Source organism: Alkalimonas sp. NCh-2 (assembly GCF_039631345.1).
Lineage (GTDB): Bacteria > Pseudomonadota > Gammaproteobacteria > Enterobacterales > Alteromonadaceae > Alkalimonas > Alkalimonas mucilaginosa.
This window is the reverse complement of record NZ_JBDIUV010000001.1, coordinates 472,008-497,484: the sequence shown is the minus strand read 5'-3', so window position 1 is coordinate 497,484 and position 25,477 is coordinate 472,008. Positions and strand designations below refer to the sequence as shown.

General features: G+C 50.3%; 29 protein-coding genes. 14 read left to right on the top strand and 15 right to left on the bottom strand.

Annotated elements, in window-relative coordinates:
* Positions 1-100: 100 nt before the first annotated feature.
* The 6 genes from ABC502_RS02380 to queF form a co-directional block, all read right to left on the bottom strand.
* Positions 101-1,738 carry a hypothetical protein gene (locus ABC502_RS02380; protein WP_345914768.1) on the bottom strand — a complete coding sequence of 546 codons (1,638 nt, stop codon included), beginning with the start codon at positions 1,736-1,738 and terminating at the stop codon, positions 101-103.
* On the bottom strand, positions 1,692-2,084 hold the full coding sequence (locus ABC502_RS02375) for a DUF3192 domain-containing protein (RefSeq protein ID WP_330087950.1): 393 nt from the start codon (positions 2,082-2,084) through the stop codon (positions 1,692-1,694). The genes ABC502_RS02380 and ABC502_RS02375 overlap by 47 nt, the downstream gene beginning before the upstream one ends.
* Complete coding sequence (gene xni, locus ABC502_RS02370; RefSeq protein ID WP_330087949.1) at positions 2,077-2,895, bottom strand: flap endonuclease Xni; 819 nt, start codon at positions 2,893-2,895, stop codon at positions 2,077-2,079. The genes ABC502_RS02375 and xni overlap by 8 nt, the downstream gene beginning before the upstream one ends.
* A 3-nt stretch (positions 2,896-2,898) precedes the next feature.
* Positions 2,899-4,257, bottom strand: a complete 1,359-nt coding sequence (gene ppnN, locus ABC502_RS02365) for a nucleotide 5'-monophosphate nucleosidase PpnN (RefSeq protein WP_330087948.1) — start codon at positions 4,255-4,257, stop codon at positions 2,899-2,901.
* A gap of 23 nt (positions 4,258-4,280) precedes the next feature.
* Positions 4,281-5,837 carry a diguanylate cyclase gene (locus ABC502_RS02360; protein WP_345915127.1) on the bottom strand — a complete coding sequence of 519 codons (1,557 nt, stop codon included), beginning with the start codon at positions 5,835-5,837 and terminating at the stop codon, positions 4,281-4,283.
* A gap of 484 nt (positions 5,838-6,321) precedes the next feature.
* Positions 6,322-7,161, bottom strand: coding sequence for an NADPH-dependent 7-cyano-7-deazaguanine reductase QueF (gene queF, locus ABC502_RS02355; RefSeq protein ID WP_330087947.1), 840 nt, complete (start codon positions 7,159-7,161; stop codon positions 6,322-6,324).
* An 80-nt stretch (positions 7,162-7,241) separates the two neighbouring features.
* Between queF and syd the strand changes: the two genes are divergently transcribed.
* Positions 7,242-7,793 (top strand): SecY-interacting protein, encoded by a 552-nt coding sequence (gene syd, locus ABC502_RS02350; RefSeq protein ID WP_345914767.1) that lies wholly within the window; start codon positions 7,242-7,244, stop codon positions 7,791-7,793.
* A 3-nt stretch (positions 7,794-7,796) separates the two neighbouring features.
* Here the strand turns inward: syd and ABC502_RS02345 are convergent, their stop codons facing one another.
* Complete coding sequence (locus tag ABC502_RS02345; RefSeq protein ID WP_345914766.1) at positions 7,797-8,570, bottom strand: DUF2310 family Zn-ribbon-containing protein; 774 nt, start codon at positions 8,568-8,570, stop codon at positions 7,797-7,799.
* Complete coding sequence (locus ABC502_RS02340; protein WP_330087944.1) at positions 8,557-8,889, bottom strand: hypothetical protein; 333 nt, start codon at positions 8,887-8,889, stop codon at positions 8,557-8,559. The genes ABC502_RS02345 and ABC502_RS02340 overlap by 14 nt, the downstream gene beginning before the upstream one ends.
* Before the next feature lie 149 nt (positions 8,890-9,038).
* Between ABC502_RS02340 and ABC502_RS02335 the strand changes: the two genes are divergently transcribed.
* Positions 9,039-9,404, top strand: a complete 366-nt coding sequence (locus ABC502_RS02335) for a DUF3192 domain-containing protein (protein WP_345914765.1) — start codon at positions 9,039-9,041, stop codon at positions 9,402-9,404.
* A 35-nt stretch (positions 9,405-9,439) separates the two neighbouring features.
* Here the strand turns inward: ABC502_RS02335 and ABC502_RS02330 are convergent, their stop codons facing one another.
* On the bottom strand, positions 9,440-9,670 hold the full coding sequence (locus ABC502_RS02330; protein ID WP_330087942.1) for a DUF2789 domain-containing protein: 231 nt from the start codon (positions 9,668-9,670) through the stop codon (positions 9,440-9,442).
* Positions 9,671-9,788: 118 nt separating this feature from the next.
* Between ABC502_RS02330 and ABC502_RS02325 the strand changes: the two genes are divergently transcribed.
* Positions 9,789-10,424 (top strand): GNAT family N-acetyltransferase, encoded by a 636-nt coding sequence (locus ABC502_RS02325; protein WP_330087941.1) that lies wholly within the window; start codon positions 9,789-9,791, stop codon positions 10,422-10,424.
* A 9-nt stretch (positions 10,425-10,433) separates the two neighbouring features.
* Here ABC502_RS02325 and ABC502_RS02320 read toward each other — a convergent pair whose 3' ends face one another.
* A complete protein-coding gene (locus tag ABC502_RS02320) occupies positions 10,434-10,751 on the bottom strand; it encodes a DUF3301 domain-containing protein (protein WP_330087940.1) in 318 nt (105 codons plus the stop codon).
* Positions 10,752-10,885: 134 nt separating this feature from the next.
* On the opposite strand from ABC502_RS02320, the gene ABC502_RS02315 reads away from it, so the two are divergent.
* Genes ABC502_RS02315 through ABC502_RS02305 form a run of 3 tightly spaced genes read left to right on the top strand, consistent with a single transcriptional unit; the run spans position 10,886 to position 12,430 of the window.
* Positions 10,886-11,203: a YqcC family protein gene (locus tag ABC502_RS02315; protein WP_330087939.1), complete on the top strand. Its 318-nt coding sequence runs from the start codon at positions 10,886-10,888 to the stop codon at positions 11,201-11,203.
* A complete protein-coding gene (gene truC, locus ABC502_RS02310) occupies positions 11,181-11,984 on the top strand; it encodes a tRNA pseudouridine(65) synthase TruC (RefSeq protein ID WP_345914764.1) in 804 nt (267 codons plus the stop codon). The genes ABC502_RS02315 and truC overlap by 23 nt, the downstream gene beginning before the upstream one ends.
* Positions 11,981-12,430 carry a flavodoxin gene (locus ABC502_RS02305; RefSeq protein WP_345914763.1) on the top strand — a complete coding sequence of 150 codons (450 nt, stop codon included), beginning with the start codon at positions 11,981-11,983 and terminating at the stop codon, positions 12,428-12,430. Before truC ends, ABC502_RS02305 begins: the two co-directional genes overlap by 4 nt.
* Before the next feature lie 55 nt (positions 12,431-12,485).
* Here the strand turns inward: ABC502_RS02305 and ABC502_RS02300 are convergent, their stop codons facing one another.
* The 5 genes from ABC502_RS02300 to map all read right to left on the bottom strand — a co-directional run bounded on the left by ABC502_RS02300 (position 12,486) and on the right by map (position 17,678).
* On the bottom strand, positions 12,486-12,989 hold the full coding sequence (locus ABC502_RS02300) for a GNAT family N-acetyltransferase (protein ID WP_345914762.1): 504 nt from the start codon (positions 12,987-12,989) through the stop codon (positions 12,486-12,488).
* Positions 12,986-13,273, bottom strand: a complete 288-nt coding sequence (locus ABC502_RS02295; RefSeq protein ID WP_345914761.1) for a DUF1778 domain-containing protein — start codon at positions 13,271-13,273, stop codon at positions 12,986-12,988. Before ABC502_RS02295 ends, ABC502_RS02300 begins: the two co-directional genes overlap by 4 nt.
* 141 nt (positions 13,274-13,414) lie before the next feature.
* Positions 13,415-14,239 (bottom strand): 2,3,4,5-tetrahydropyridine-2,6-dicarboxylate N-succinyltransferase, encoded by an 825-nt coding sequence (gene dapD, locus ABC502_RS02290; RefSeq protein ID WP_345914760.1) that lies wholly within the window; start codon positions 14,237-14,239, stop codon positions 13,415-13,417.
* A gap of 9 nt (positions 14,240-14,248) precedes the next feature.
* Complete coding sequence (gene glnD, locus ABC502_RS02285) at positions 14,249-16,870, bottom strand: [protein-PII] uridylyltransferase (protein ID WP_330087935.1); 2,622 nt, start codon at positions 16,868-16,870, stop codon at positions 14,249-14,251.
* Positions 16,871-16,889: 19 nt separating this feature from the next.
* Positions 16,890-17,678, bottom strand: a complete 789-nt coding sequence (gene map, locus ABC502_RS02280; RefSeq protein WP_330087934.1) for a type I methionyl aminopeptidase — start codon at positions 17,676-17,678, stop codon at positions 16,890-16,892.
* 291 nt (positions 17,679-17,969) lie between these two features.
* On the opposite strand from map, the gene rpsB reads away from it, so the two are divergent.
* The 8 genes from rpsB to rseP all read left to right on the top strand — a co-directional run bounded on the left by rpsB (position 17,970) and on the right by rseP (position 25,465).
* Positions 17,970-18,698 carry a 30S ribosomal protein S2 gene (gene rpsB / locus ABC502_RS02275; RefSeq protein ID WP_330087933.1) on the top strand — a complete coding sequence of 243 codons (729 nt, stop codon included), beginning with the start codon at positions 17,970-17,972 and terminating at the stop codon, positions 18,696-18,698.
* Positions 18,699-18,790: 92 nt separating this feature from the next.
* Entirely contained in the window at positions 18,791-19,663 is an 873-nt protein-coding gene (tsf, locus tag ABC502_RS02270) for a translation elongation factor Ts (RefSeq protein ID WP_345914759.1), read from the top strand.
* Between the two features lie 175 nt (positions 19,664-19,838).
* Positions 19,839-20,573 carry a UMP kinase gene (gene pyrH / locus ABC502_RS02265; protein WP_091344651.1) on the top strand — a complete coding sequence of 245 codons (735 nt, stop codon included), beginning with the start codon at positions 19,839-19,841 and terminating at the stop codon, positions 20,571-20,573.
* Positions 20,574-20,625: 52 nt separating this feature from the next.
* On the top strand, positions 20,626-21,183 hold the full coding sequence (gene frr, locus ABC502_RS02260; protein WP_330087931.1) for a ribosome recycling factor: 558 nt from the start codon (positions 20,626-20,628) through the stop codon (positions 21,181-21,183).
* A gap of 82 nt (positions 21,184-21,265) precedes the next feature.
* A complete protein-coding gene (gene uppS / locus ABC502_RS02255; RefSeq protein ID WP_330087930.1) occupies positions 21,266-22,036 on the top strand; it encodes a polyprenyl diphosphate synthase in 771 nt (256 codons plus the stop codon).
* Between the two features lies 1 nt (position 22,037).
* Positions 22,038-22,901: a phosphatidate cytidylyltransferase gene (locus ABC502_RS02250; RefSeq protein WP_330087929.1), complete on the top strand. Its 864-nt coding sequence runs from the start codon at positions 22,038-22,040 to the stop codon at positions 22,899-22,901.
* Positions 22,902-24,113, top strand: a complete 1,212-nt coding sequence (ispC, locus tag ABC502_RS02245) for a 1-deoxy-D-xylulose-5-phosphate reductoisomerase (protein ID WP_345914758.1) — start codon at positions 22,902-22,904, stop codon at positions 24,111-24,113.
* Positions 24,110-25,465 (top strand): sigma E protease regulator RseP, encoded by a 1,356-nt coding sequence (gene rseP / locus ABC502_RS02240; protein ID WP_330087927.1) that lies wholly within the window; start codon positions 24,110-24,112, stop codon positions 25,463-25,465. Before ispC ends, rseP begins: the two co-directional genes overlap by 4 nt.
* Positions 25,466-25,477: the final 12 nt, after the last annotated feature.

The window sequence follows — 25,477 nt, the reverse complement described above, 5'->3', positions numbered from 1 at the left end:
AATTATAGCATTTTTTCCGGATATGATACCAGTTTGTAGGAAGGTTACTTGATATACGACCTTAGTCTTAGCTTTGAGGCGGTAAAATTAAGTAATAAAACTACATCGAGAGCCTGATTGGGTAGTAGCACTGATGCAGTAAGGTAGCAGAAACCTGCTCAGTCAGTGTGCTGGCAGGGGCTGGCTGCAGCATCAATTGGTCGCATCTGCGCCAGGCGGCTTGCAGATGCTGACTTAATTGGCGAACCAGGTCGGATTGAGCCTGGGGTGGTGAACGAAAGAACAGTAGGGCTTGCTGCAAAGCTTTCGGTTGCTGGTAGTGATGAAACAGCCACTGTATTTTTTTCAGATAGTGCTCGGATTGCCAAATCTGGCGCTGGCACTGGCTCCGGAGTTGTTGGCAGCTGCCAAGATCAAACCCCGGCAACAGTCGCAGGGTACTTAGCTGCCATAGCGGCAGGGTAAGCAGCCAACTGATTAGGTCAACCTGGGCAGTTGGCAAGGCCAATGGTTGCTCGGTGAGTGCCTGCTGTAAAACCAGGCGGAGTTGCACCAGCCATTGATGGCAGGGCTGGTGTTGCTCCACAGCAAATTGCTGGCATTGGATCTGTGCCAGCAACCAGGGCAGTTGCTCGGCTCCTAACAGCAAGATGGCATGCTTGAGTTGTTGAATGGATTGTTGACTACGATTGGCCTTGCTGGCGGCAGCCAGTATCAGCTCAGAGCCTGCTGTATCCTGCTCTAACTGCTGCAGCAGTTGCTGCTGAGGCAAATCGCAAAGCGCTACTATTTGGTCGAAATCCAGCACTGTGGAGGTCTTTTTTGCAGTGAATGCCTGCTGGATCAGATCACTGCTTTCACTTCTGGCAATGCACGCCAACCAACTCCAATCGGATAATTCTGTGCCATAGATTTCAATGGGCTGGCCTGAGGTGTCGCGAATGGAGTGCACCGAGCTTTGTAACTGTTGGTGACGCAAGGGTAGAACCAACCAGAGATCAGCTTGCTTATCAAGAACCAGCCATTGCTGTTGCTGCTGTTGCAGCAGATTACCACAATGCCAGAGCACCGGCCCTATGCTGACCAGCACTTCCAGTTGCATCCGGGCCAGGCTGTGCGATTGCCGCCAATAGCATCGTTGAAGGGTATGCAGCAAGCCTGCTGTTGGCTGCAACAACAGTTGGCGGGCAATCAAACTGGTGAGCTGCAGTGCGGTGCTAAAAGGGTTCTGTTGCCAGTCGGGTTTGTTTTGTTCTGTTGCTGAGCCATGTTGCAGCCAGTAACGGCAGTACGGTGGTAAAATTTGCTGATAACGCGCCAGGCAATACCGGCCAGGAAAATGCAGTGATTTAGCATCTTTACGCTGTGCTTCCGGTAATTTATTCACTGCTCCAGCAACAGCAATAAGACTAAGCAGTGCTGTACTTATAAGTTGCAGACAAAGTTTGTCTGGCCATTGTTGCTGACGGGCCAGCAGGTATAGCAAGCAGCTTTGCTTAACAGCAAGCAGGGTCGAAAAAGGCGATTGCACCGGGCTTAATTGCAACTGTGCAAACACACAATAATCAGCGCCAGCTGCGCAGCCCATCAACCTTTGTGCCAGTTGCTCTGCTTGCTGGTGGATATTCTGCTCAGGCTGCTGCTGATAAAAATCAGTGATGGCCTGATACAGTTGTTGCCATTGGTGGGGCTTAGTTTGAGCCGGGGCGTTGTTGTTCATACCACTCGATGGCTTCATGGCCAATAGCAACCAGCTTACGATCGATAAACAACAGGGCGGTGCACTCATCCTCGGTGGTGATACCATCTGCAATGGCACGGTGCGTACGGTAATACAACAGTTGATGCACGACACTATTTTTTCGGTAAGCGCGGGTGATGTCCGGCCCGCCAAGCCGATCTGTGACTTGCTGCTGCAATACCCCTTGTTCTGGCTGCAGTTGCTGAATGTATTTGGCGTTAAAGGTTTCCCGTATTTGCCAGTTCATTTGGGCAGGATCGTCCGGATAAAAGCGAAGAATGCCGGCCACAATAACAAAGTACAGTGCTACACCTGCCAGTACAAACAACACCACTCTAAGCATTGGCAGCCTCTGTTACCGGGTAGCGCAATTGTTGCAGGTTCAGGCCAAGCTCCAGATCGGTCCGAGGCTGAAATAATTGCAGAAAACACTGGATATCGGCTTTATGCTCGGTAAGTTTACTACGTATGGCTTTCGGGCAGTCCGGGTGTTGGATAATGTCGCTAAAGGTTTCTCCTAGTTGCAATAACTCAAGGGCTGTTTTCGGGCCTATTCCTGCGACTCCAGGAATATGGTTGGTACTATCGCCAACCAGACTCCAATAGCGGATCAGACGTTTGGCTGAGACGCCAAACTTTTGCTGGACATAACTGTCATCCAGCCAGGTCCGGCGAAAGTGATCATAGAGGCGTACACCGTTATCGAGCAAAGGGCAGTAGCCTTTATCCGTTGATACCACCGTTACTTCTTGCTGATGTTGTCGCATTTTTTGTGCCAACGAGGCGATAATATCATCGGCTTCAAAGCCATCTTGTTGATAGATAGCTATACCCAGTTGTTGGATGCGCTGCTGCAGCTCGGGCAAGGCTTGCATCAACAAAGCAGGCATCGGGCTGCGATTGGCTTTGTACTCCGGGTACAGTTGATGGCGCCAGGTCGTTTGCTGGCTATCGAACACCAACAACAGGTGTGTTGGCTCGCAGTGCTGAATGATAGCCAGTAGTGCCTTCTCCACTGCCTGCACAGTATTCGTAATGATTTGCTGCTGGGTTGCTTCTGTTAACTGATCAGGTAAGGGCAGATAAGGCCGCTCTTGCACGGCATAAAGCCGTCTGATCAGATTCATTGCATCAATTAATACTAGGTGGCTCATGGTTTATTGCAGGATCCTGTAGCAAGGTTCATATGCTGTGCCTGGAAGCTTCATTCGTCCTTGCTCGACAAAGGCTTGCAGTAAGCGATCCATCATACGCATCAGCTCTGGTTCACCACTTAACTGAAAAGGACCATGCTGTTGAATTGCCCGGATCCCTTCATCTTTGACGTTGCCGGCCACTATGCCAGAGAACGCACGCCTCAGATTAGCAGCCAGTGTTGCGGTATCTTGCTTGCGGTGCAAGTTGAGTGCGGCCATATTGGTGTGGTTTGGGATAAATGGCTGCTGGAAGTCTGATTCGATTTTCAGAGTCCAGTTGAAATGGTAAGCATCACCAACAGTGCGTCGGTACTCCCGCACTTCCTGACAGCCGGCTTTTAAGGCTCTGGCAACTGCTGCCGGGTCATCGATGATGACTTGCACCAGGTTCAGGGCTTTTTGTCCCAGGGTTTGCTCAATAAATTGCATGATTTCTTGGAAATAGCCTTCGCTACTTTTGGGGCCTGTCAGGATCACAGGGAGTTTTTGTGCTGTGTTGTCTTCGTGCAGCATAATCCCCAGCAAATACAGTAGTTCTTCGGCAGTGCCGGCGCCCCCTGGGAAAATGATAACGCCATGTGCTATGCGAACAAAAGCCTCCAGTCTTTTTTCAATATCAGGCAGGATCACCAGCTCGTTAACAATAGGGTTGGGCGGCTCAGCGGCAATAATGCTGGGTTCGGTTAAGCCTAAATACCGACCTGTGGTAATACGTTGTTTGTTATGGCCTATGGTAGCACCTTTCATTGGGCCCTTCATGGCACCAGGTCCGCAACCGGTGCAGATGTTTAAACCACGCAGTCCCAACTGGTAGCCGACATCCTTGGTGTATTGGTATTCTGCTTCTTTGATGGAGTGTCCGCCCCAACAGACGATCATCGTAGGCTCGGTGTTGCAGCTTAGCACCTGAGCATTGCGTAAAATATCAAATACGCTGTGTGTGATATGGGCGCTATTTTTCAGATCCAGTCGGTTGGCATTAATTTTTAGCTGGGTGTGGTAAAACAGAATATCCCTTAGTACAGCAAACAGATGCTCATGGATACCCCGAATGATCTGGCCGTCAACAAAGGCATCGGTCGGGGGATTAAAAAGCTCTATTTTGATGCCCCGCTCACGGCTTAGTAAGTTGACCGAGAAATCTTGAAACTGCTGGTAAATTTCGGCTGAGCTGTCGGTATGGCTACCAACATTTAAAACAGCCAGGCAACAATTGCGAAAGAGCTGAAAGGCTTCTTTATTGGTGGTTTGCTTCAGTCGGTCTACTTCCAGCTGTGATAACAGGCTCATTGAACCGACCGGGTTTAGTTGTACATGCATTACTGGCTCCCTTGCCATGGCTGTTATTTCGGGATTTTTAATATGACTTTATCTCTGCCGGCATGTTTTGCTTCATACAAGGCTTCATCGGCACGATCAAACGCGGCCCGGACAGTATCGTGTTCGGCCAGTTGGGTGGCACCGAAGGATATAGTGATAGGTACTTTTTTATTTTTAAATTTAAACGGAATTTTCTTTATTTTTTGTCGCAGGTTGTTTAGTGGCATTTCCAGATCCTGCAAGCTTGTTTCAGGAAACAGGATGATAAATTCTTCACCGCCGTAGCGGGCAATAAAGTCTGTTTCTCGCAAGCTCTGTTTTAAAGCCCGGGCGATAACTTTTAATGTCTTGTCGCCAGCGCTGTGGCCATAGTTGTCGTTAATGCTTTTAAAATGGTCAACATCACCCAGTGCGATGCAGAGCGGAGTGCCATAGCGCTGATAACGCTTTAACTCCAGCTCGAAGCGCTCATCAAAGGCGGCACGATTGGGAATTTCAGTCAGGGCGTCCTGCAAACTGCGAAACTTTTGTTCCGCCAGTTTTTTTTGAAATTGCTGTGCTTCAGACTCCAGCTCAAGCAAGCGATGCTCCATGACTTTTAACGAACTCACCATCAGCTCTCTTTCTTGCTTTTCCAACTGTTCTCTTTCGGAAAGCGAACCGGTGATGTCCTGCAGTCGCTGGTTGACCAGGGCTTTTAATTGTTCAAGGCTGGTGGCCTCGGTACTGTCTTTGCTAAAGGCATCAATTTTCTTGCCTAACTGATGATTCAACTGACTGAGCTTGGCCTGAATAGCGGTAGACTGGCTTAGTGAGCTTACTAACGACTTTTGCACTTGCTCCAGCGTATCGTGCAGCTGAAGCAAAAAGTGCTGGGCAGACTGACGCTCAGCGTTAATGCTGGCCACAATAATGGTGATGGTGCTCAGGCAGGCATTTAGTAGCTCTTCAATGCCAAGATGATCCATCAGTGATTGCCGGATCCGGTCTATATCCGCGGCAAACTGTTCTGCGAAGCTCATTTCGCTGAGCAAGTTGGTCAGCTCTACCGAAATCTGGCGGCAAATATGGCCATAGCGATCGTTATCAGGGTTTTCTGAGTTATCCAGTGTTTGTTTGGCTTGTAAGGCATTTTGGTACAATCGGGCGAGATCGGTCAGGTGTGGCAGATACGCATGCACTGTGGGGGAGCTTTCATTGACTTTGGCCAGCAAGGCGCGCAAGTCTCGCCGCAACTGATCCGGTAAGCCGCGCTGTTTTTGCAGCAACTGACCTGCTTCATTCAAACCAAGCTGAAGCTGGCGCAGATCCTGTTCATTCTTGCTTTCAAGGTGTTTTAAACCCTCACTTAATGCCTGGACCAGCGGTAGCAATTTTTCCAAATCAGTGCCACGAGCCAACTCTAACCGAAGTTTGGCCAACTTATTATCCAGCTCAATATCCAGCCCTTTGCATGCCAGGGATAACCGTGAGACAAATTTGGCTAAAATTTTAAACTGACTTTCGTAGGTGTCTTCCAGTTGTTTACGCGTCTTTAACGCATGCTCTAGTTGCTGCTTCAGGTCGTCTTGCAACGGCATCACCATGATGATTATTTGAAAGTTTATACAATGACAGGCTTGGATTTAAGTATATATGCTAGCACAGGAATTGCGACAGTTGTTTGATAAAGATTCACCCAGCCAGGGCCAGGAACAAAAAAGCAAACCGGCAAGGTGTGCCGGTTTGGTGTAGGGACGTCACTGGCCAGCTCTGAGGCTGTTGTCGCCAGGCTGGTTATCGCTTACATAGATAGTAAGGTAACCAGGATTGCTCTTCTGTGGAGGTAAGGTGTTGCATATTAGGGGCATCCATTGGCAGAGTGCAGCTCAGTCCATCTGAACTGCTGAATGAATTATAAGCAAATTTGTTTTATTTTGAAAGTTAAACTGAAAGTTTTCATAGGCGATTTCAGTTTTTCGCTGCTAAATAAAGCGTGTTAATACAAGTAATCAATTGCTTAGCGGGTTTATGTTGGTTTTTTTCTGAAAGTTTGGATGAAAGTTATCCTGCTCTATTCGCGGATTACTGGCGGGTAAGACGGATAACCGGCGCACTGTAAGGGGCACTGCTACGCAGTGGATTAATATCCAGACCTCCACGACGGGTATAACGGGCGTAGACCGCCAGAAACTCGGGTTGGCACTGCTGCCAGATATCGGTAAAAATGCGCTCAACACATTGCTCATGGAACTCATTATGCTGGCGAAAACCAATCAGGTAACGCAGCAGTGACTCATGGCATATTGCTTTGCCGCGGTAATGAATAAAGACACTGGCCCAGTCGGGTTGGTTGGTGATCAGGCAATTGGATTTCAACAAATGTGAAAACACTTTTTCGTCCCGGGGGGCTGCATCTGCCTTAAGCTTTAACTGCTCTGGCTGATACCGGTATTCGGCTATCTCGATATCCAGGTCATCCAGACAACGTCCCTGGATCCAGGTGGGTTGAAAGGGCTGCAACTCATTCACGTTATGCAGTGTGACGTCGACTTTTGCACCTGCACAGGCTGATAAATCCTGCTGCAGTAAACGAAATACCTGACCGAGATCGGCAAAGCGGGTTTGATTGAGACTGTTCAGATACAACTTAAAAGATTTCGATTCAATCAGGTTGGGAGAATCAAAAGGCACCACAAAGGTTGCCAGGGCGACTACCGGCTTGCCTTTATGGTTCAGCCATGACAGCTCATAAGCATGCCAGATATCCTGACCAACAAAAGGCAGTTCTGCTGTCAGCTGCAGCTCATCACGACCAAGTGCGCGTGGAACTGCCTGCAACAGTTCTGGTGCATAGTCGGATGCATAGTCTGTTGCCTTGCCAAGGGTCAGTTGTGTCAGCAGTTCAGGCTGTAGCTTTGTCATGGTGGCCGCACTCGGGTTAGAATGCCTGCATTGTATCATAGTGGCTGATGTTGGATCAGCCGAAAAAAAGGATGAATTGCATGGATCTGGCCGCCAGTTGGCAGGATTTTATTGAGCGTACCCTGGCGTGGTCGCAGCAACAGCAGCAGCCGCTGCTGACTGAGCGTGACAAAGTATTGCCATCGCCTTGTGAAATCAAAGCGCAGGGTGATGATAGGGTGCTTTGGCAGCCGGTGCTGCAACAACCCCGGTTGGATTTTCAGGCGGTAGAGCAGGCGCTGGAGCTGACATTGCATGCCGATATTAAAGCCTTTTATGGGCTGTACTATGGCGGGGGACTGGCAGCGGAACATGCGGAAGGCAAGCTGTTGTTGTTGATGCCCTGGCACGAAGCGGATTGTGATCGCTTAAAAGAAAACATCATTGGCCATATTTTGATGAAGCGACGGCTGCGGCAGCGTGAAACTGTTTTTGTTGCCGTGACCGATGACGAGAATGTGATGGTGTCGGTATTAAATAGCAGCGGTGAGGTGTATGCCGAATCGGTAGGTAAAGAAGTCCAGCATAAGCTGGCCGACTCGTTGGGAGAGTTTCTGCAGCAGCTTGTGCCGGCCAGTAGCGAGGGGTTTTGATCGTTATTGGCAATCCCAGGCGATATTGGATACGAGCCGGCAGTGATCGCAGCGAAACTGAAATAAGCCATGCCAGCTGTCGCTCAACTGCCAGGTAAGGCCGCAGCCCGGGCAAGCTTTGCTGGATTCAAGGCTGCAGTCGGGGCTGCTGCCACTGTATAAATAATAATAACAGGTCTTGCCGCTAAATTTTTCTACCCGCCTCGCCAGTTGCCTGCCTTGCTGGTTTAACTTGCTGTGTAGTTGTTGCAAGGCGTTTTCGGCGCTTTTGGGCAGTACACGCTGCTGTTGCATTTGAATTTCATCCAGCGCCTGATATTGCAGCTGCCAGCGAATAAAGTCTTCATAATCGGTAGTACTACCGGCACCTAACCGATACAAAGGCACGGGGGCAAAGTGATCGCAGCAGCGTAGTGGTGAGACTTGCTCGGCAAAATTGGTAAACAGCAGATAACCTGTGGCGGATGGACAGGGATCCGTATGGCTGGACATCAGATCCTGTCCCAGCAGTTGCAGTTTGGGGTAACTCAAGCCAGCTTCAGGCAGGGCTGCTAATGCTTGCTGGCCACGCAGGCTGTGATGTTGGGGTTTTAGTGCGTCTTCGGCAGGCAAAATAATCCGGCTACAGAAATGATCGTCGGCAAAGTAAGTCGGAAATTCCCGGCCAATCAATTGGCCCTGAAAAATCAGTGCCTCCAGATACTGCCGAATGTGTTGTTCTGCCAGGCTATAGCTGGTATCGCTAAGCAGCCGAAACCGTAGCTCAGCCAGCCACATCGTTGCCTCCTTGTTGTTCCAGCCGTGTCAGGCGCTGCTCCAGCCTGGCTAGTTTGGCCTCCAGTTGCTCAATTCGGGCCGTCAGAAGGTCTGTCGCTGGTAATTCAGTTGCCGGCACCGGGCTGGTTTGGTTGTTGACAGCTACTGCTTTAGCGGCAGTTGGCAGTTGCTTCCATTGCTGAAAAGCCGGCAGCAGGTCAGCAGGGGGCACTTTGCGGCCCAGCCGGCTGCGTAGCAAGGCCAGGCTGGGAGTTTTTCCTTCCTGTATCAGACGGGCTGCTTCCTGGCTGAGTAATTCCAAAGCTGTGGTGGTGTTCATTGGTCAAATCCGCTAGTTAGTGGCCAAATAGTACAGTAATTTTGCAGTGATTGGCATTTATTAGTTTTAACTCATTGTTTTTAAATGAATTTAAAGTTGGCCTTTGATTTGCTTCGTCTGTTATGCTCAAAAAATTACAGGAGAAAACAATGACAATGAAATATCTGCTGCTGGTATCTGCCCTGATCCTGCCATTATCCGGTTGTGTGGTGGCGGTGAATGGCTCGAAAGACGCGCGTTTTAATGAAGCGGACTGGCGGCAAACGCAAAAAGCCAATCGCAGTTACATCAATCAGCTCACCACCGGAACCTCGCTGGTGCAAGTGATGCAGGATTTGGGGGCACCGGATTTTACCGAGGCGTTTCAGCAGGGGGATAGCTCGGTACAGGTACTGTTTTACCGCACCCACCACCGGCGCAGCGATGGTATGACCACCAAAGATGAATGCACACCGCTGGTGTTTAGCAATGGCCGTTTAAGCGGTTGGGGCGAAAAAGCCTACGCCCAGCTGTAAAGTCACGACAGTAAAGCCAGAGCTTTGCTTTGGCTTTACTTGCGCAGCAAGGTATTCAATTCATCAATCACTTCCGACCAATCGGCATCTTCTTTGAGCGACTCGGCAATAAAACTTGCCTGGGCAGGGTTCCAGAAGGGTGCTTTTTCCAGTGGCACATGCTCGGCCAGGCGGTGCTCTGCAATAAAGGCATCTATCGCTGCCTGCTCGTTGTTCAGCCCGAGTTGGGCAAATAAAGTGGCCAGGCTATGTGTTGAAGTATCCATTGCAATGTCTCCGTTAAAATCACTTTGTCTTAAGGGTAGCGCATCAAAGTAGATTGGCAATTGCCAATTGCCCTGCTATGGTGATGAAAAAATACACATAATAAAAATCAGGTGTACTATGTCGGTTGAACAGTTAAATGATTTACTGGTGCGGGAGCTGGAAGGGCCAGAGCTCAATGTCGCAGCTTCCATTTTGTATCAGTCCTATCACGATGATCCGCTGTTTATGACCATTTTTCAGGCCGATAAAGCCGATTATGAGAAAAAGCTGCGGGCAGCGATCCGTGAAGAGCTCAGTGCTTTTTGGCAAAGCAGTCAAACCATCATTGGGCTATTTCAATCCGAGCAGCTTATTGGTGTCGCTTGTTTGGTGAAAGCCAGTTCCGGCCTTGGCGGTCATCGTTATTGGCACTGGCGGCTGAAGATGTTACTGACGGCTGGTTATGTTTCTACCCGACAATTGTTGGAAAAAGAAGAGCGTATTCATGCGGCGATGCCAGCTAAAGATTACCATATGCTGGCTTTTATTGCCGTATCGCCAAGGCATCAACAGCTTGGCCTTGGGCATCAGTTGCTGCGGGCGGTGGACCAGTTAGTGGATCAGGATAGTACATCTTCCGGTGTGGGGGTTTTTGTTACGCTGGAGAAATACCTGCCGTTCTTTGCTGGCGATGCGTATCAAGCTGTGACTGAGCTTAGTTTTAACACCGTGCAGGGCAAGCTGCTATTCCGGCCAAAGCAGCCTCAGACCTGATGGTGACGGTTATGGACTAGGGAAGTTGTCAGGCAGGCGGTAAGCCGGTAAGTCAAAAGCTGTGTACTGCAAACCAGATAAGCTTAAAGTACCCTGATAGCGGCTTTCACCATCGCTGCTAAAATCCACACTGTAATGGGTTAGCCAGCGCAGCCGGCCTTGGCGCCGTTCCAGCTTATGCTGCAACCGGCCGCAATCCAGATACTGTAACTGATGTTTTTTGCACAGGTGTCTGGCCAGTAAAATCGCGCGCTCGTCTTGTTTGCGCTGCAGCCAGAACAGATAACAAATCAGTAATAAGCCAATAATCAGCCAGGTAGTGGCCATCAATAGGTTCCAGAATCAAATACTGGCGCTCATGGTACTGACAAAAGCAGTGACTGACAACCGACAAGCGCTGATGCCTGTGGCAGAAAAGTTATGTTAAGATCCAGCCTGAATCAATTGCCTCAGGAGTTGTGATGTCACAGCTGATTGTTGCTGCGCTGCAGGAAATTAAAGCCGAGCTGAAAGCGCTTGAGCTATGGAGCCCGCTTCCACCCAGTCCGGAAGCTATGGCCAGTACAGCGCCCTTTTGTTGCGACACCATGCCGTTTGAACACTGGCTACAATTTGTATTACTGCCACGGATGCAAGCCTTGCTGGATGGCGATCACCCATTGCCGGAAAAGGTAAGCATTTTACCGATGGCAGAAGTAGCCCTGGCGAAGTATTCGCAGGATACCCGCTTGTTGTTGTACTGGATAGGACGCTTTGATGCCTGTTTCCAGACTGATTGAGACGCCAGATACTAACGAACTGACGATTTTGTATCAGGATGAATGGCTGGTAGCGGTGGATAAACCCGCCGGTATGCTGGTGCATCGCTCATTTTTGGATAAACACGAAACCCGCTTTGTGATGCAGACACTGCGTGACCAACTAGGCCAGCATGTGTTTCCGGTGCACCGGTTGGACCGGCCTACTTCTGGCGTCTTGCTGTTCGCGTTATCCAGTGAGGTAGCGCGCTTGCTGAGTGAGCAAAATGCCAATCAGCATTGGTACAAAGGGTATCTGGCGGTGGTGCGTGGTTATCTGCAGCAAGGCGGTACTCTGGATTACCCACTCAAAGAGCAGCAGGACAAAATTGCCGATAAATTCAGCAGCAATGATAAGGCAGCCCAGAGTGCGGTCACCGATTACCTGCCGTTGGCACAGGTTGAGCTGCCTATTCCGGTTGGCCGTTACCCGGCTGCGCGTTATAGTTTGGTGGCACTCTCGCCCCGCACCGGGCGTAAACATCAATTGCGGCGGCATTTGGCGCATTTACGCCACCCCATCGTGGGTGATACCAGCCATGGTGATGGCAAGCACAACCGCTTGTTTCGTGAGCACTTAAACTGCGCTCAGTTACTCTTAATGGCGAAGCAGCTGATCCTGACTCATCCAATGAATGGTCAAACACTTTGCATCGAGGCTAGTCTTGCCAGTTGGCAGCCGCTATTACAGCAACTTGGCTGGCCGCAACAAACATCATTTTATCAGCAGGCTTTTGAACAGCTGTACAAGGAGCAACGATGAAACGAATAGCCATTATTGTTGGCACTGTTTATGGTGGCGCAGAGTTCCTGGCCGAGCAGGCAGCACAATTGCTCAAAGCACGGGGCTATCTGTGCGAACTGCATACCGAGCCTAAACTGGATGCCGTGCTTGCTGACGATCCGGATGTCTGGCTGGTGATCAGCTCCACCACCGGCCAGGGCGATATCCCGGACAATGCCTTGCCGTTTTTTATCGATGCACGCGATCGCTTTCCGCTTTTGACCGACAAAATCATCGCAGTGATTGGTCTTGGGGATAGCAGCTACGAGAACTTCTGCGGAGCTGGCAAGCAGTTTTACGAACTGCTGCAGGAGCTGCAGGGCAAGCCGCTAACTGATCCTTTGTGGATCGACGCCTGCGAAACACTGGAGCCAGAAAGCCTGGCACTGCCCTGGTTGGAAGCGCATTTTCCACCGCTTTCCTAAGCAAAAGGTCAGTAAAGCCTTGCACTGGCTTATACTTTGAGAAGTTCGAGCAATCTTACCCGATGGATTGAAGTGGCAGAAATAAACGTCGGTTTTCTGTACTTAATAGCGAAAAACCGAATTGTTGGTAAAAGCATTGCGCTTGCTGGTTAAGCGCATCGACTACCATGGCATAAATGCCAATTTGTTCGCTGATAGCCAAGGTTCGCTTGATAGCATCGACCAGTAATATTTTACCAACGCCATGTTGCTGTGCCATCTTGTGAACGGCTAATCGGCCCAGCAAAGCAGCAGGAATAGGGTGGTGGGGGAGTTTTTTTGCCAGCTCCTGGGGTAATTGACTAAGTGCAATTGACAGGCTTGAAAGCGTGTAATAGCCAATAATGCGGCTTGGGTGTTCTGCTGTGGTTGCGATAAAGACCCGGCTTATCCGCCGTTTTACATCCTGACTGGCTTGCTTTTGTATATAATGATTTAGCAAGTCAGTACCACAATCGAATCCAGCTCTGTCGTGATGACTAAGCAGTGGTTCAATGACTAACTTTGCGAAGTCCGTCATTGGCTAATGACACGCTGTTCATGTTCCTCAATGGCTGCACTTAGTTTCTTGTTGAACTGAACTGGTTTAGCCAATGCATTGAAAAAAGCTTCAGAATCCAGGCTGTTGAGCTGCATCATTTCGTGCTGTTGAATGGTTTTCTCAGCATGCGCTAAGGCACTGGACAGTATGAAGTTACTGACAGTTTTTCCCTCAAAGCTGGCGGCCCGCTCCAGTGCTTTTTTGGCACTGTGCTGCAACCTCAGGTTGATCCGCTCCTGTTTGGTATCTGCTGTTTCACTCATTGCCAACCTCTCCATCAGGTACATTTGCTTTAAATGTACGTCAAAATGGTGCCTAGATCAAGGTGAGGCAACTCTGATTAGCATTGATAAAACAAAAGGCCAAGCAAATGCCTGGCCTTTGAAGATAAACGGGTTGCTGCGTTACTCGACGTTACGGAGCAAGGCGTTAATACCGACCTTAGCGCGTGTCTGAGCATCCACTTTTTTGACAATAATAGCGGCATAGAGGCTGTGGCTGCCGTCTTTGCTGGGCAGGCTGCCCGGCACTACCACAGCACCAGCCGGCACCCGGCCATAGCTGATTTCACCGGTTTCACGGTCGTAAATACGGGTGCTCTGGCTGATGTACACGCCCATCGACAACACGGCGCCTTCTTCGACAATGACCCCTTCTACTACTTCAGAGCGGGCACCGATAAAGCAGTTGTCTTCAATGATGGTGGGGTTAGCCTGCAGCGGCTCCAACACGCCACCGATACCCACGCCACCGGATAAGTGCACGTTTTTACCGATCTGAGCGCAGGAGCCAACGGTGGCCCAGGTATCGACCATGGTGCCTTCGCCGACGTAAGCACCAATATTGACATAGGAGGGCATCAGCACGGCATTTTTAGCGATGTAGCTGCCTTTACGCACCGCTGCCGGTGGTACTACCCGCACGCCTTCAGCGGCAAAACGAGCGGCATCGTAGCCGGCGTATTTCATCGGGACTTTGTCGTAGAACTTGGTTTCGCCGCCATCCAGCACTGCATTGTCATTGATCCGAAACGACAGCAAGACAGCCTTTTTCAACCACTGATGCACCACCCATTCGCCAGCCAGCTTTTCGGCCACCCGGGCTTTGCCACTGTCCAGCAGCTCCAAGGCTGCTTCAATAGCGGTTCTGTGCTCTGCCGAAACCGTGCTGGGCGTAATGGAGTCGCGTTGCTCAAATGCTTGTTCAATAATGGTTTTTAAATCTGCCATCTTGGGTTATCAACCTTCTGTTACGTGAGTTAAATGGTCAATCAAAGTCCGTTTTAACTGGCTTTGCTGGTCAAAATCAAGGGCAGTATCCTCTGCCGTTGATACCATAAAAAAATCTTCTGCCCGTTCGCCCAATGTGGTGATCTTGGCGGCATGAATCTGAATAGCGCACTGTTGGAATACATCACCAATGCGGGCCAGCAGGCCGGGCGCATCCAGTGCGGCAATTTCTACCATGGTGCGGTTTTTGCTGTTGCCTGGTAAAAAGCTGACTTTAGGCGGTACATTAAACTGGCGCATTTGACGCGATAATGTCGAGTGACGCTGTGGTTCCGCTTTGCCTGCAATGGCTTGCTCCAGCGCGCGCTTGATGCTCTGCACCCGTGACGGCGAGGTCACCGGCTGACCATTTTGCTCCAGCACCACAAAGGTATCCATTGCATAGCCATCTTTGTTGGTCATAATTTGGGCATCAAAAATGGCCACTTTTTTACTATCAAGCGCCGCGACCAGCCGGGCGAATAAATTGGGTTGATCCGGTGTGTACACAAACACCTGGGTACTGCCACGAATGGGTGCTTTGCTCACCAGCACCAATGGTTGTTTCGAGTCTTTGTGGCGCAGAATATGTTCGCAGTGCCAGACAATCTGCTTTGGGTTGTAGCGGATAAAATAATCCGCTTTGATCCGGCTCCACAGATGCTGGATCTCGATTTTGGTAAAGGCTTGCCGCTGCAGTAACCGCAAAGCCTCGGCCTGGTTCTCGCGGATTTGATCGCGCATATCCATCGGCTTTTCCAGGCCGCGGCGAAAGGCTTTTTGCGTCGACAGATACAGATCACGCAGCAAGGAACCTTTCCAGTCGTTCCACAGATTGTCGTTGGTGGCGCGAATATCAGCCAGTGTCAGGCAATACAGGTAATTAAGCCGGGTTTCATCCCGTACCTTTTCTGCGAACTCGGTGACCACCTGAGGATCGTGAATGTCTTTGCGCTGAGCGGTGACCGACATTAGCAGGTGCTGCTCGACCAGCCAGCTTATCAGTTTGCTGTCAAAGTCGCTGAGTTTATGCAGCCGGCAAAATTCTTTCGCATCCATGGCACCAAGCTCGGAGTGATCACCGCCCCGGCCTTTGGCGATGTCGTGGAAAATCCCAGCCAGAAACAGCAGCTCTGGTTTTTCCATGCGACGTACGATGTCTGAGCAGAGCGGAAATTCGTTGTCGTATTCCGGCAACGTATAGCGGTACAGGTTTTTCAGCAGCCGGTGGGTGTGCTCATCCACGGTGTAGGCGTGAAACAGATCGAATTGCATCTGGCCGACAATATTGCGCCACTGCGGCAGGTAGGCGGCCAAGACACCGTATTTGTGCATCAGGGTGATGGAGGTATCCATGCCGCGTGGGTGACGCATCAGCGCCAGAAAAAGCCGCCGGCAGGCCTCGTAATCCTGCAAATCGCCCATCAAACGGCGCCGAACCTGACGCAATAAACGCAGTGTATCGGAATGAATGCCGGTGATGTTGGAGTTGTTGGCAATGTGCCAGAACAACTTCAGTAAATTGTCACGCCGGGCAAAAACACCGTTATCCAATGCTTTGATCAGGTGACCGTGCAGTTCAAAGCTATCATCCAGCGGTTGCACTTTGGCGCTTTGGTGGTTATTCAGGATGCTGCCTTCAAAGTGCTGCAACAGCATTTCATTCAGTTCACTGACCCGTTGCACAGTGCGGAAAAAGCGTTTCATCATCCGCTCTACCGTGGCTTTACCATCGCTACCAAAACCAAGCCGCTCAGCTACAGCGGGCTGATAGTCAAACAGCAGCCGGTTTTCGTTGCGGCCGGCCTCCAGGTGCAGCGCAAAGCGCATTTGCCATAAATACGCTTCACATTCCATCAGTTCCTGATACTCGTCTTCGGTCAGGTACTGATAGGCCACCAGCTCGCGCATGGTACGGGTCTGAAAGTGTCGTTTGGCGACCCAGCCGATGGTCTGAATATCGCGTAAGCCACCAGGATTGGCCTTTAAATTAGGCTCCAGGTTGTAGGCGGTGCCGTGGTATTGGGCATGACGCTGTTGCTGCTCGTGGCGCTTGGCTTCAAAAAACTGCTGGCTGGTCCAAAAATCTGTCGCATGGATGGCTTGTTGCAGGCGTTCATACAATGATTTATTGCCCAGCAAGCGGCGCATTTCCATCAGATTGGTGGCAATGGTGATATCGTCTTTTCCTAACTGCAGCGTTTCATCCAGCGTACGGACACTGTGGCCTACTTCCAGCTTCAGATCCCACAACTGGGTCACAAAAATGGAGAGCTGATCCTGCTGTTTCGCCGTAAGTTGTTGCTCACTCAAAATCAGCAAGTCAATGTCTGAAAACGGATGCAGTTCGCCCCGGCCATAGCCGCCCACAGCGATCAGGCATAAAGAATTATCCTGGTTCAGTTCTTGTTGTTGCCACAAGGCAGCCAACAACTGATCAATAAAGCGAGCCCGGGCTTTGACCAGGCTTTGTACCGACTGTTGTTCGAAGGCCTGCTCGGACCAGCGCAGAAATTCAGCTATATGCTTTTTGTAGCCATCCAGGCTGAACTGGCTGGGCCAGTTCTTTTGAAAAGCAACCGCTTCTTTCATGCGCTTTGGCTCCTGTAGATTATTCGGCGCTGACAATCCGCTCTATGGTGTCGTCACTGCGCAGGGTCAGAATTTCGCAGCCGGTTTCTGTCACCAGAATGGTGTGCTCGTACTGAGCCGACAGGCTGCGGTCTTTGGTTACCACGGTCCAGTCATCTTTAAGTAGCTTGCTGTGACGGGCACCGGCATTGATCATCGGTTCAATGGTCAGGCACATACCGGCTTTCAATACCTCGCCAGTCCCAGCCCGGCCGTAATGCAGCACCTGAGGCTCTTCATGAAACTCGGCCCCAATACCATGACCACAATACTCTCGAACCACCGAGTAGCCATGCTTTTCGGCATGCTGTTGAATGACCTGACCAATATCGCCTAACCGAGTGCCGTCTTTGACTTTTTTAATAGCCAGGTACATGGCTTCCTGTGTAACTTTGATCAGGCGGGCTGCCAGGATACTGGGCTCACCGACTACAAACATCCGCGAGGTATCGCCATGGTAACCATCTTTGATCACCGTGATATCGATATTGATAATGTCACCGTCTTTTAATGGTTTGTCATTGGGAATGCCATGGCAAATCACATGGTTGACCGAGGTGCAGATCGACTTTGGGAAACCGTGATAATTGAGCGGTGCAGGAGTCGCTTGTTGTACATTCACGATGTAGTCATGGCAGCGACTGTTTAGTTCGTCTGTGGTTACACCAGCCACCACATAAGGCTCGATCATTTCCAGCACTTCAGCAGCAAGACGGCCAGCCAGACGCATTTTTTCGATTTCTTCCGGGGTTTTGATGATTGGAGTCATCCAGTCTCTCTCTGTGTTTGAAACGGTGTCATAAGATTGCAGCAAAGCAGCTTTAATATTGTGTTTTACAAGTGGCTATGGTATAAAGCGCGCCGCAATTTAGCAAATAGCTTTGTGCATTTCTGTGCAGTATATCGTTATTGCTTAGGTTGCGAAATGACAAATAACACACATACATCGGCACATGGGCCGGGGTGCCTGCAATTAACCTGTGCAATAACGCAGGTTGGTAAGCGGGTCGGAACATGGGATGTATGGAGGCCTAACCCCTAAATTTTAAGGTATTTTATCATGGCAAAAGTTTCAATGCGTGACATGCTCCAGGCGGGTGTCCACTTCGGTCACCAAACCCGTTACTGGAACCCGAAAATGAAGCCGTTCATCTTCGGTGCGCGCAACAAAGTACATATCATCAACCTGGAAAAAACTGTTCCTTTGATGAATGATGCGCTGAGCTTCATCCAGCAGGTTTCTGCCAAAAAAGGCAAAATTCTGTTCGTTGGCACCAAGCGTGCAGCTTCTGAAGCCATTAAAGAAGCGGCAAAAAGCTGTGACCAATACTACGTTGACCACCGCTGGTTAGGCGGCATGCTGACTAACTGGAAAACCGTTCGTCAGTCCATCAAGCGTCTGAAAGATTTAGAAGCACAGAGCCAGGACGGTACTTTCGACAAGCTGACCAAAAAGGAAGCTTTGGATCGTACCCGTGAAATGGACAAGCTGGAAAAAAGCCTGGGTGGTATCAAGGATATGGGCGGTTTGCCAGACGTGCTGTTCGTGATCGACGCTGATCATGAGCACATCGCTGTGAAAGAAGCCAACAACCTGGGTATTCCAGTGGTTGCTGTAGTGGATACCAACTCAGATCCAAAAGGCATTGACTACATCATTCCTGGTAACGATGACGCCATCCGCGCTATTCAGTTGTATCTGTCTGCTGTCAGCCAGGCAGTCACTGAAGGCCGTAGCAACACCATCGAAGTTCAGGCGGAAGCTGAAGGTTTCGTCGAAGCTGAATAAGCTGTTGGCTCCATAGGGGCTGAACTGACTAAGACATCAACAGAGGCTGCGGCCTCTGTTTGCTCAAACCGATTGATAACGAGGATACTCTGATGGCTGTAACTGCTGCCTTAGTAAAAGAACTGCGCGAGCGTACCGGCGCAGGCATGATGGATTGTAAAAAAGCTTTGGAAGAAACCAAGGGTGATATCGAAGCTGCGATTGACGAGATGCGTAAAAGCGGTCTGGCCAAAGCGGCGAAGAAAGCTGGCCGTGTTGCTGCTGAAGGTACCATTTTGACTCGTGTTGGCAATGGCTACGGTGTTGCGGTTGAATTCAACTGTGAAACTGATTTCGTAGCGCGTGACAGCAATTTCCTGGCGTTCGCCAACAGCGTGGCAGACCTGGTTCACAACAACAAGATCTTTGCTCTGGACGCTTTGCTGGCGACTGACCTGAATGGCAGTACTGTGGATGAAACCCGTGCTGCTCTGGTCGCAAAAATCGGTGAAAACATCAATGTACGTCGCATCGCTGTGGTGGAAGGTGAGACCATTGGTCAATACGTTCACTCTGGCCGTATCGGTGTACTGGCTGTGTTGACTGGCGCGAACGAAGAAATTGGTAAAGACATTGCCATGCACATCGCTGCTAACAACCCAGGTTTTGTCAAGCCAGAAGATGTACCAGCCGATGTGGTAGAGCGTGAGCGCGCTATTCAGATCGAAATCGCAGTGAACAGTGGCAAGCCACAAGAAATCGCTGAAAAAATGGTCGCTGGTCGTATGGCCAAGTTCACTGGTGAAGTCAGCTTGACTGGTCAGCCGTTTGTGAAAGATCCTGCCACCTCGGTGGGTGATTTCTTAAAGCAAAACGGTGCTGATGCGGTTTCTTTCATCCGCCTGGAAGTTGGTGAAGGCATCGAGAAGAAAGAAGAAGACTTCGCAGCTGAAGTTGCCGCTCAAATTGCAGCAGCCAAGAAGTAAATTTGCGCTTTAGCCTAAAGGCAAAAAACGCTAGAATAGCCGCGACCTCAGGTCGCGGTTTTTTTTGGTCGGCTGCTGGCTGTTCACTTGCCTGATTCTATCTGGCTTGGGCAGCTAGTGAGACCTGCAACCGCAAAGCCACCCCCTGTACAGCGGATAATCAGATGGAGCACGCATGAACCCGAAACCAGCATACCGACGGATATTACTTAAACTGAGCGGCGAAGCCCTGATGGGAGACGAAGGCTTTGGCATCGATCCCAAAGTGCTGGATCGGATGGCCCAGGAAATCAAAGAAATTGTCGAACTTGGTGTTCAGGTTGGCATTGTCATTGGTGGCGGCAATATTTTTCGTGGTGAAGGCCTGGCCAAAGCCGGCATGAACCGGGTGGTGGGTGATCATATGGGCATGCTGGCAACGGTGATGAATGGCCTGGCGATGCGTGATGCATTGCATCGTGCCTACGTCAATGCCCGCATGATGAGTGCCGTGCCTTTAAATGGTGTCTGTGATAACTACAGTTGGGCTGAAGCCATTAGCTTGCTAAAATCTGGCCGGGTGGTTATTTTTTCTGCCGGTACCGGTAACCCGTTTTTTACTACCGACTCTGCGGCTTGCCTGCGTGCCATCGAAATTGAAGCCGATGCGGTGCTCAAAGCCACCAAAGTCGACGGTGTCTACTCGGCCGATCCAGTGAAAGACCCAGCGGCTACCATGTACAGCACCCTGAGTTACAGCGAAGTACTGGAAAAAGAATTGAAGGTAATGGATTTAGCCGCCTTTACCCTGGCGCGGGACCACAGCATGCCTATCCGGGTATTTAATATGAATACGGCCGGTGCTTTAAAACGGGTGGTAATGGGCGAGGTTGAAGGAACTCTGATCGACCACGCTGAGAATTTACAGTAAACTAGATCGAATTTGCTGCACAAACAGCTGACTGCCTACAAGGATAACTGAAGTGATTAACGATATTATCAACGACAGCAAAAGCCGGATGGAAAAAAGTGTGGATGCACTGAAATCTCAACTGTCCAAGGTTCGTACTGGTCGGGCGCATCCCAGCCTGCTGGATAACATCATGGTGCCTTACTATGGTGCTGATACGCCACTGCGTCAAATTGCCAACATTACCGTGGAAGATGCTCGAACTTTGAGCCTGACCGTATTTGATAAAAGTGCGGCGGCAGCGGTTGAAAAGGCCATTATCAACTCTGATCTGGGTTTAAACCCAATGAGTGCCGGCACCAATATTCGCATTCCATTGCCTGCATTAACTGAAGAGCGTCGCCGTGACCTGGTCAAAGTAGTGAAGGCAGAGGCTGAGCAAGGCCGGGTAGCCATTCGTAATATTCGTCGTGATGCCAACAACGATTTGAAAGTGTTACTCAAAGATAAAGATATTACCGAAGATGATGAACGCCGGGCGACCGATGAAATTCAAAAACTGACGGATCTTTATGTCAAGCGGGTGGATGAAATCCTGGCCGATAAAGAAAAAGAACTAATGGAAGTTTAAGCGGGTCTTAAACAAATGGAACGCCGTGTTGGGGTTATACCCGGTAATGTATCACGGCGTTTTTTATTGATGCAGGGGTCGCATGTCCACACCGTCACATCTGAACCAAAATGAGTTACCTCAGCATGTTGCCATTATTATGGATGGCAATGGGCGCTGGGCAAAGCAACAGGGAAAGCCCCGTGTCTGGGGACATAAGAAGGGAGCGGACGCGGTTCGGCGAAGTGTGCGGTTTTGTCGTGAGTTAGGTATTTCAGCACTTACCTTATTTGCTTTTAGTAGCGAAAACTGGCAACGACCTGCGGATGAAGTCAGTAGCCTGATGCAGCTTTTTATGTTGATGCTAAAAAGTGAAGTGAAAAACCTGCATAAAAATCAGGTTCGTTTAAGGGTATGCGGTGATCTCAGTGCCTTTGATGATGCTTTGCGCAAGCAAATTCAGGCGGCAGAAGCTTTAACCGCAGATAACAAAGCATTGACACTGACCATAGCAGCCAATTACGGTGGCCGCTGGGATATTGCCAATGCTGCCCGGCAATTGGCGCAAGAAGTGCGTGATGGGCATCTGGCGGTAGATGCCATTGATGAACAGCGGCTTGCTGCTTACATCCAACTGGCGGACTTACCTGAACTGGATTTACTGATCCGTACCGGTGGCGATATTCGCATCAGCAACTTTTTATTGTGGCAGGCAGCTTACGCTGAGCTCTGGTTCACCGAGACCTTATGGCCAGACTTCGACCAGCAGGTGTTCGCAGAGGCTGTCGCGGCCTTTGTCAGCCGAGAGCGTCGCTTTGGCTGTACTTCAGAACAAATTTGCGCTTTGGCATCCAGCCAGGCGAAAGGAACATAATTTGCTAAAACAACGTATAATAACAGCAGTTATCCTGGCACCACTGGCGCTGGCTGCGGTGTTTTTTTTACCCTTACCTGCCTTTGCAGCTTTTGTTGCCGGTGCATTTCTATTGGGTGCCTGGGAGTGGGGCAGTTTTTGCGGCCTTAGCGGTAGTCGCAAACGCTGGGGCTTTGTCGCTTTAACCGCAGCTCTGATGCTTGCCATTTATCTGTTGCTGCCTGCCAGCCTGAACTGGCCTTACACGGGTTCTGCTCTTATCTTTTCGGTGCTGACTGCAGGCATTCTGTGGTGGGGGTTGGCCGTAGCCCTGGTAGTGAGCTTTCCAGCCAGCCAGGGCGTTTGGTCAAAGCGTTTGTGGCTTAGGGCTGTTATGGGGCTTCTTACACTGGTGCCATCCTGGCTTGCGATTGTGCTGGTTCGTAGTGTTGGTATAGAAGTAGATCCCTTTGCCGGAGCCTGGCTGATTTGTGGCTTGCTGGCGTTGGTTTGGGCGGCTGATATTGGTGGTTATCTGATTGGCAAGCCCTTTGGGCGCACTAAACTGATGCCTAAAGTGAGTCCCGGTAAAACCTTTGAAGGGATGCTGGGTGGCCTTGGCATGGTGTTTTTGCTGCTGGCTGCTTTTTGCTGGTACCTTGGCTGGCCGGTACAAAGCCCGGTTCTTTTCGTGGCCGCTTTTGTGCTCACTACGTTGTCTGTCTTTGGTGACTTGACAGAAAGCATGTTAAAACGGGTCGCTGGCGTCAAAGACAGTGGCCGGATGCTGCCTGGTCATGGCGGTATTCTGGATCGAATTGACAGCCTGACAGCAACAGCGCCACTTTACGCCTTGCTGGTTGCTTTGTTGGGTGGTTTTTACTAGATGCGTCAGTTGGTGATATTAGGAGCAACCGGCTCCATCGGTCAAAGTACCCTGAAAGTCGTTGCAGAACACCCGGAACGTTTTGCAGTACTGGCTTTGACCGCACAGCGCTCGGTGACGGCTATGCTGCAACTTTGTCTGCGTTTTAAGCCACGCTATGCTGTCATGTCGGAACAAGCGGCTGCAACCCAACTGCAACATCAGTTGCAGGCTGCTGGCAGCCAGACGACAGTGTTGGCGGGAACGCAGGCGCTGTGTGATATTGCAGCGCATCCTGATGCGGATGTAGTGATGGCTGCCATTGTTGGTGCTGCTGGTTTGTTACCAACTCTGGCCGCTGTAAAAGCAGCTAAAACAGTGCTGTTGGCCAACAAAGAAGCGCTGGTGATGGCGGGTGCATTCTTTATGCAGCAAGTGAAAAGCAGCGGCGCCCGCCTGCTGCCAATCGACAGTGAACACAATGCCATTTTTCAGTGCCTGCCAGCCTCGTTGCAGCAGGCGGTGTGCACACATCAGCTCCATGCCGGTAGCTTGCAACAGCAAAGCATCAGTAAATTGTTACTGACAGCCAGTGGAGGCCCCTTTTTGCAGACCTCCTTGCATGAGTTTCCACAGATCACGCCTGCCCAGGCTGTAGCGCATCCAAACTGGACGATGGGGCAGAAAATATCGGTTGATAGTGCAACCATGATGAACAAAGGGCTGGAGCTGATTGAGGCCCATTGGTTGTTTCAGTGCCCGGTCGAACAGATTGAGGTGGTCATCCATCCGCAAAGTGTGATTCATTCCATGGTACAGTATCAGGATGGCTCTGTGATTGCGCAACTGGGTCAACCAGATATGTGTACTCCTATTGCCTATGCGATGGCTTACCCGGAACGAATCAGCACTCAAGTACCAGCACTGGATTTCAGCAAGCTTGCTGATTTATCCTTTTCCAGTGCCGAACCCGCTCGTTTTCCTAACCTGTATCTGGCAATCGAAGCTTGCCGGCAAGGTCAGGCGGCTACAACCGCACTGAATGCTGCCAACGAAGTCTCGGTGGCGGCATTTCTGGCCGGACTGCTGCGTTTTGACCAGATAGCCATGGTCAATGCAGAGGTTCTGGAGCAGTGTGCTATGGATAAAGCGATTGAATTAGAAGCTATTCTTGCGCTAGACCAGCAGACAAGACTGGTTGCGGAAAAAATCATTGCGAGGCGTAGTTCATGAGTGCACTGATCTGGAATATTGCCAGCTTTGTGGTGGCTTTAGGGATTTTAATTGCTGTTCATGAGTTTGGCCATTTTTGGGTTGCCCGCAGGAATGGCGTCTTAGTAAAACGCTTCTCCATCGGCTTTGGTAAAGCACTGTTTCGCTGGCGCGATCGTCAGGGCACAGAGTTTGTGGTGGCGATGATCCCGCTTGGTGGTTACGTTCGGATGCTGGATGATCGTTTTGATCCGGTATTACCGCAGTTTAAAGATCTGGCCTTCAATCAAAAGAGCGTGCGTCAGCGTATGGCCATAATAGCTGCAGGGCCAATGGCTAATTTTTTGTTTGCTATTCTGGTGCTTTGGCTGATGTACATGATAGGGGTGCCGGAAGCCAGGCCAGTTATTGCAGATGTTCGCTCTGGCTCTATCGCTGCCAGTGCAGAACTCGACTCCAATCAGCAGATTACGGCGGTAAATGGTCGCTCATCGGCAGATATCCGAGGCCTGAGCCTGCTTCTGGTGGAGCAGCTTGGCCGACGTGAAATTACCCTGCAACTGGAGGACCGCTCGACTGGGCAGCGGTCTGAGCGTGTGCTGGATACTTCTGGCTGGCACTTTGATCCCGATACTGAAACCATTTTCGCTAGCTTGGGTATCGAGCTGATGATGCCAAAACCCTTGACCAGTATCGCTTACATTGAGCCAGCTTCGCCTGCTGAGCTCGCAGGTTTACAAGTAGGGGACGAAATCACACATGTTGCAGATGCGTCGCTGGAAAGCTGGTATCAATTAACTGAATGGATACAAAATCACCCGGCTGAACCCCTTGACATCATCATTCTACGGCAAGGTCAGCGACTGCCCTTGACAGTAGTACTCGGAGAACGGCAAACTGCCGATGGCTTTCGTCAGGGCTATCTTGGCATAGTACCGCATAGCAGCGGTTGGCCGGATGGCATTCGCTATACCCAACGGCACAATCCTTTGGTTGCGCTTAAGGTGGGTGCTGAGCAAACCTGGCAGTTGACCCGACTCAGTTTTAGTATGATCGGTAAGTTTATTTTTGGTGATGTTTCGGTACGGCATTTAAGTGGGCCTATTTCCATAGCCCAGGGAGCCGGAACTACTGCCAGCATAGGGTTGATTGCTTTTTTAACCTTTTTGGCTTTGATCAGTGTCAACCTGGGCGTCATCAATTTATTGCCGCTGCCCATTTTGGATGGTGGCCACTTAATGTACATGGTTGTTGAACTAATACGAGGCAAACCGGTCTCTGAAAAGGCGCAGGAGATAGGTTTTCGCATAGGAGCCATGGTTCTTCTGCTGTTAATGGGAATTGCGCTACTAAACGATATTTCTCGTTTGTAATCACTAATCAGA

What these genes read in the sequence shown, in the direction of transcription:
- ABC502_RS02380 (WP_345914768.1), bottom strand. Translation starts at nt 1,738, where the DNA reads ATGAAGCCATCGAGTGGTATGAACAACAACGCCCCGGCTCAAACTAAG.
- ABC502_RS02375 (WP_330087950.1), bottom strand. Translation starts at nt 2,084, where the DNA reads ATGCTTAGAGTGGTGTTGTTTGTACTGGCAGGTGTAGCACTGTACTTT.
- xni (WP_330087949.1), bottom strand. Translation starts at nt 2,895, where the DNA reads ATGAGCCACCTAGTATTAATTGATGCAATGAATCTGATCAGACGGCTT.
- ppnN (WP_330087948.1), bottom strand. Translation starts at nt 4,257, where the DNA reads ATGCATGTACAACTAAACCCGGTCGGTTCAATGAGCCTGTTATCACAG.
- ABC502_RS02360 (WP_345915127.1), bottom strand. Translation starts at nt 5,837, where the DNA reads ATGCCGTTGCAAGACGACCTGAAGCAGCAACTAGAGCATGCGTTAAAG.
- queF (WP_330087947.1), bottom strand. Translation starts at nt 7,161, where the DNA reads ATGACAAAGCTACAGCCTGAACTGCTGACACAACTGACCCTTGGCAAG.
- syd (WP_345914767.1), top strand. Translation starts at nt 7,242, where the DNA reads ATGGATCTGGCCGCCAGTTGGCAGGATTTTATTGAGCGTACCCTGGCG.
- ABC502_RS02345 (WP_345914766.1), bottom strand. Translation starts at nt 8,570, where the DNA reads ATGTGGCTGGCTGAGCTACGGTTTCGGCTGCTTAGCGATACCAGCTAT.
- ABC502_RS02340 (WP_330087944.1), bottom strand. Translation starts at nt 8,889, where the DNA reads ATGAACACCACCACAGCTTTGGAATTACTCAGCCAGGAAGCAGCCCGT.
- ABC502_RS02335 (WP_345914765.1), top strand. Translation starts at nt 9,039, where the DNA reads ATGACAATGAAATATCTGCTGCTGGTATCTGCCCTGATCCTGCCATTA.
- ABC502_RS02330 (WP_330087942.1), bottom strand. Translation starts at nt 9,670, where the DNA reads ATGGATACTTCAACACATAGCCTGGCCACTTTATTTGCCCAACTCGGG.
- ABC502_RS02325 (WP_330087941.1), top strand. Translation starts at nt 9,789, where the DNA reads ATGTCGGTTGAACAGTTAAATGATTTACTGGTGCGGGAGCTGGAAGGG.
- ABC502_RS02320 (WP_330087940.1), bottom strand. Translation starts at nt 10,751, where the DNA reads ATGGCCACTACCTGGCTGATTATTGGCTTATTACTGATTTGTTATCTG.
- ABC502_RS02315 (WP_330087939.1), top strand. Translation starts at nt 10,886, where the DNA reads ATGTCACAGCTGATTGTTGCTGCGCTGCAGGAAATTAAAGCCGAGCTG.
- truC (WP_345914764.1), top strand. Translation starts at nt 11,181, where the DNA reads ATGCCTGTTTCCAGACTGATTGAGACGCCAGATACTAACGAACTGACG.
- ABC502_RS02305 (WP_345914763.1), top strand. Translation starts at nt 11,981, where the DNA reads ATGAAACGAATAGCCATTATTGTTGGCACTGTTTATGGTGGCGCAGAG.
- ABC502_RS02300 (WP_345914762.1), bottom strand. Translation starts at nt 12,989, where the DNA reads ATGACGGACTTCGCAAAGTTAGTCATTGAACCACTGCTTAGTCATCAC.
- ABC502_RS02295 (WP_345914761.1), bottom strand. Translation starts at nt 13,273, where the DNA reads ATGAGTGAAACAGCAGATACCAAACAGGAGCGGATCAACCTGAGGTTG.
- dapD (WP_345914760.1), bottom strand. Translation starts at nt 14,239, where the DNA reads ATGGCAGATTTAAAAACCATTATTGAACAAGCATTTGAGCAACGCGAC.
- glnD (WP_330087935.1), bottom strand. Translation starts at nt 16,870, where the DNA reads ATGAAAGAAGCGGTTGCTTTTCAAAAGAACTGGCCCAGCCAGTTCAGC.
- map (WP_330087934.1), bottom strand. Translation starts at nt 17,678, where the DNA reads ATGACTCCAATCATCAAAACCCCGGAAGAAATCGAAAAAATGCGTCTG.
- rpsB (WP_330087933.1), top strand. Translation starts at nt 17,970, where the DNA reads ATGGCAAAAGTTTCAATGCGTGACATGCTCCAGGCGGGTGTCCACTTC.
- tsf (WP_345914759.1), top strand. Translation starts at nt 18,791, where the DNA reads ATGGCTGTAACTGCTGCCTTAGTAAAAGAACTGCGCGAGCGTACCGGC.
- pyrH (WP_091344651.1), top strand. Translation starts at nt 19,839, where the DNA reads ATGAACCCGAAACCAGCATACCGACGGATATTACTTAAACTGAGCGGC.
- uppS (WP_330087930.1), top strand. Translation starts at nt 21,266, where the DNA reads ATGTCCACACCGTCACATCTGAACCAAAATGAGTTACCTCAGCATGTT.
- ispC (WP_345914758.1), top strand. Translation starts at nt 22,902, where the DNA reads ATGCGTCAGTTGGTGATATTAGGAGCAACCGGCTCCATCGGTCAAAGT.
- rseP (WP_330087927.1), top strand. Translation starts at nt 24,110, where the DNA reads ATGAGTGCACTGATCTGGAATATTGCCAGCTTTGTGGTGGCTTTAGGG.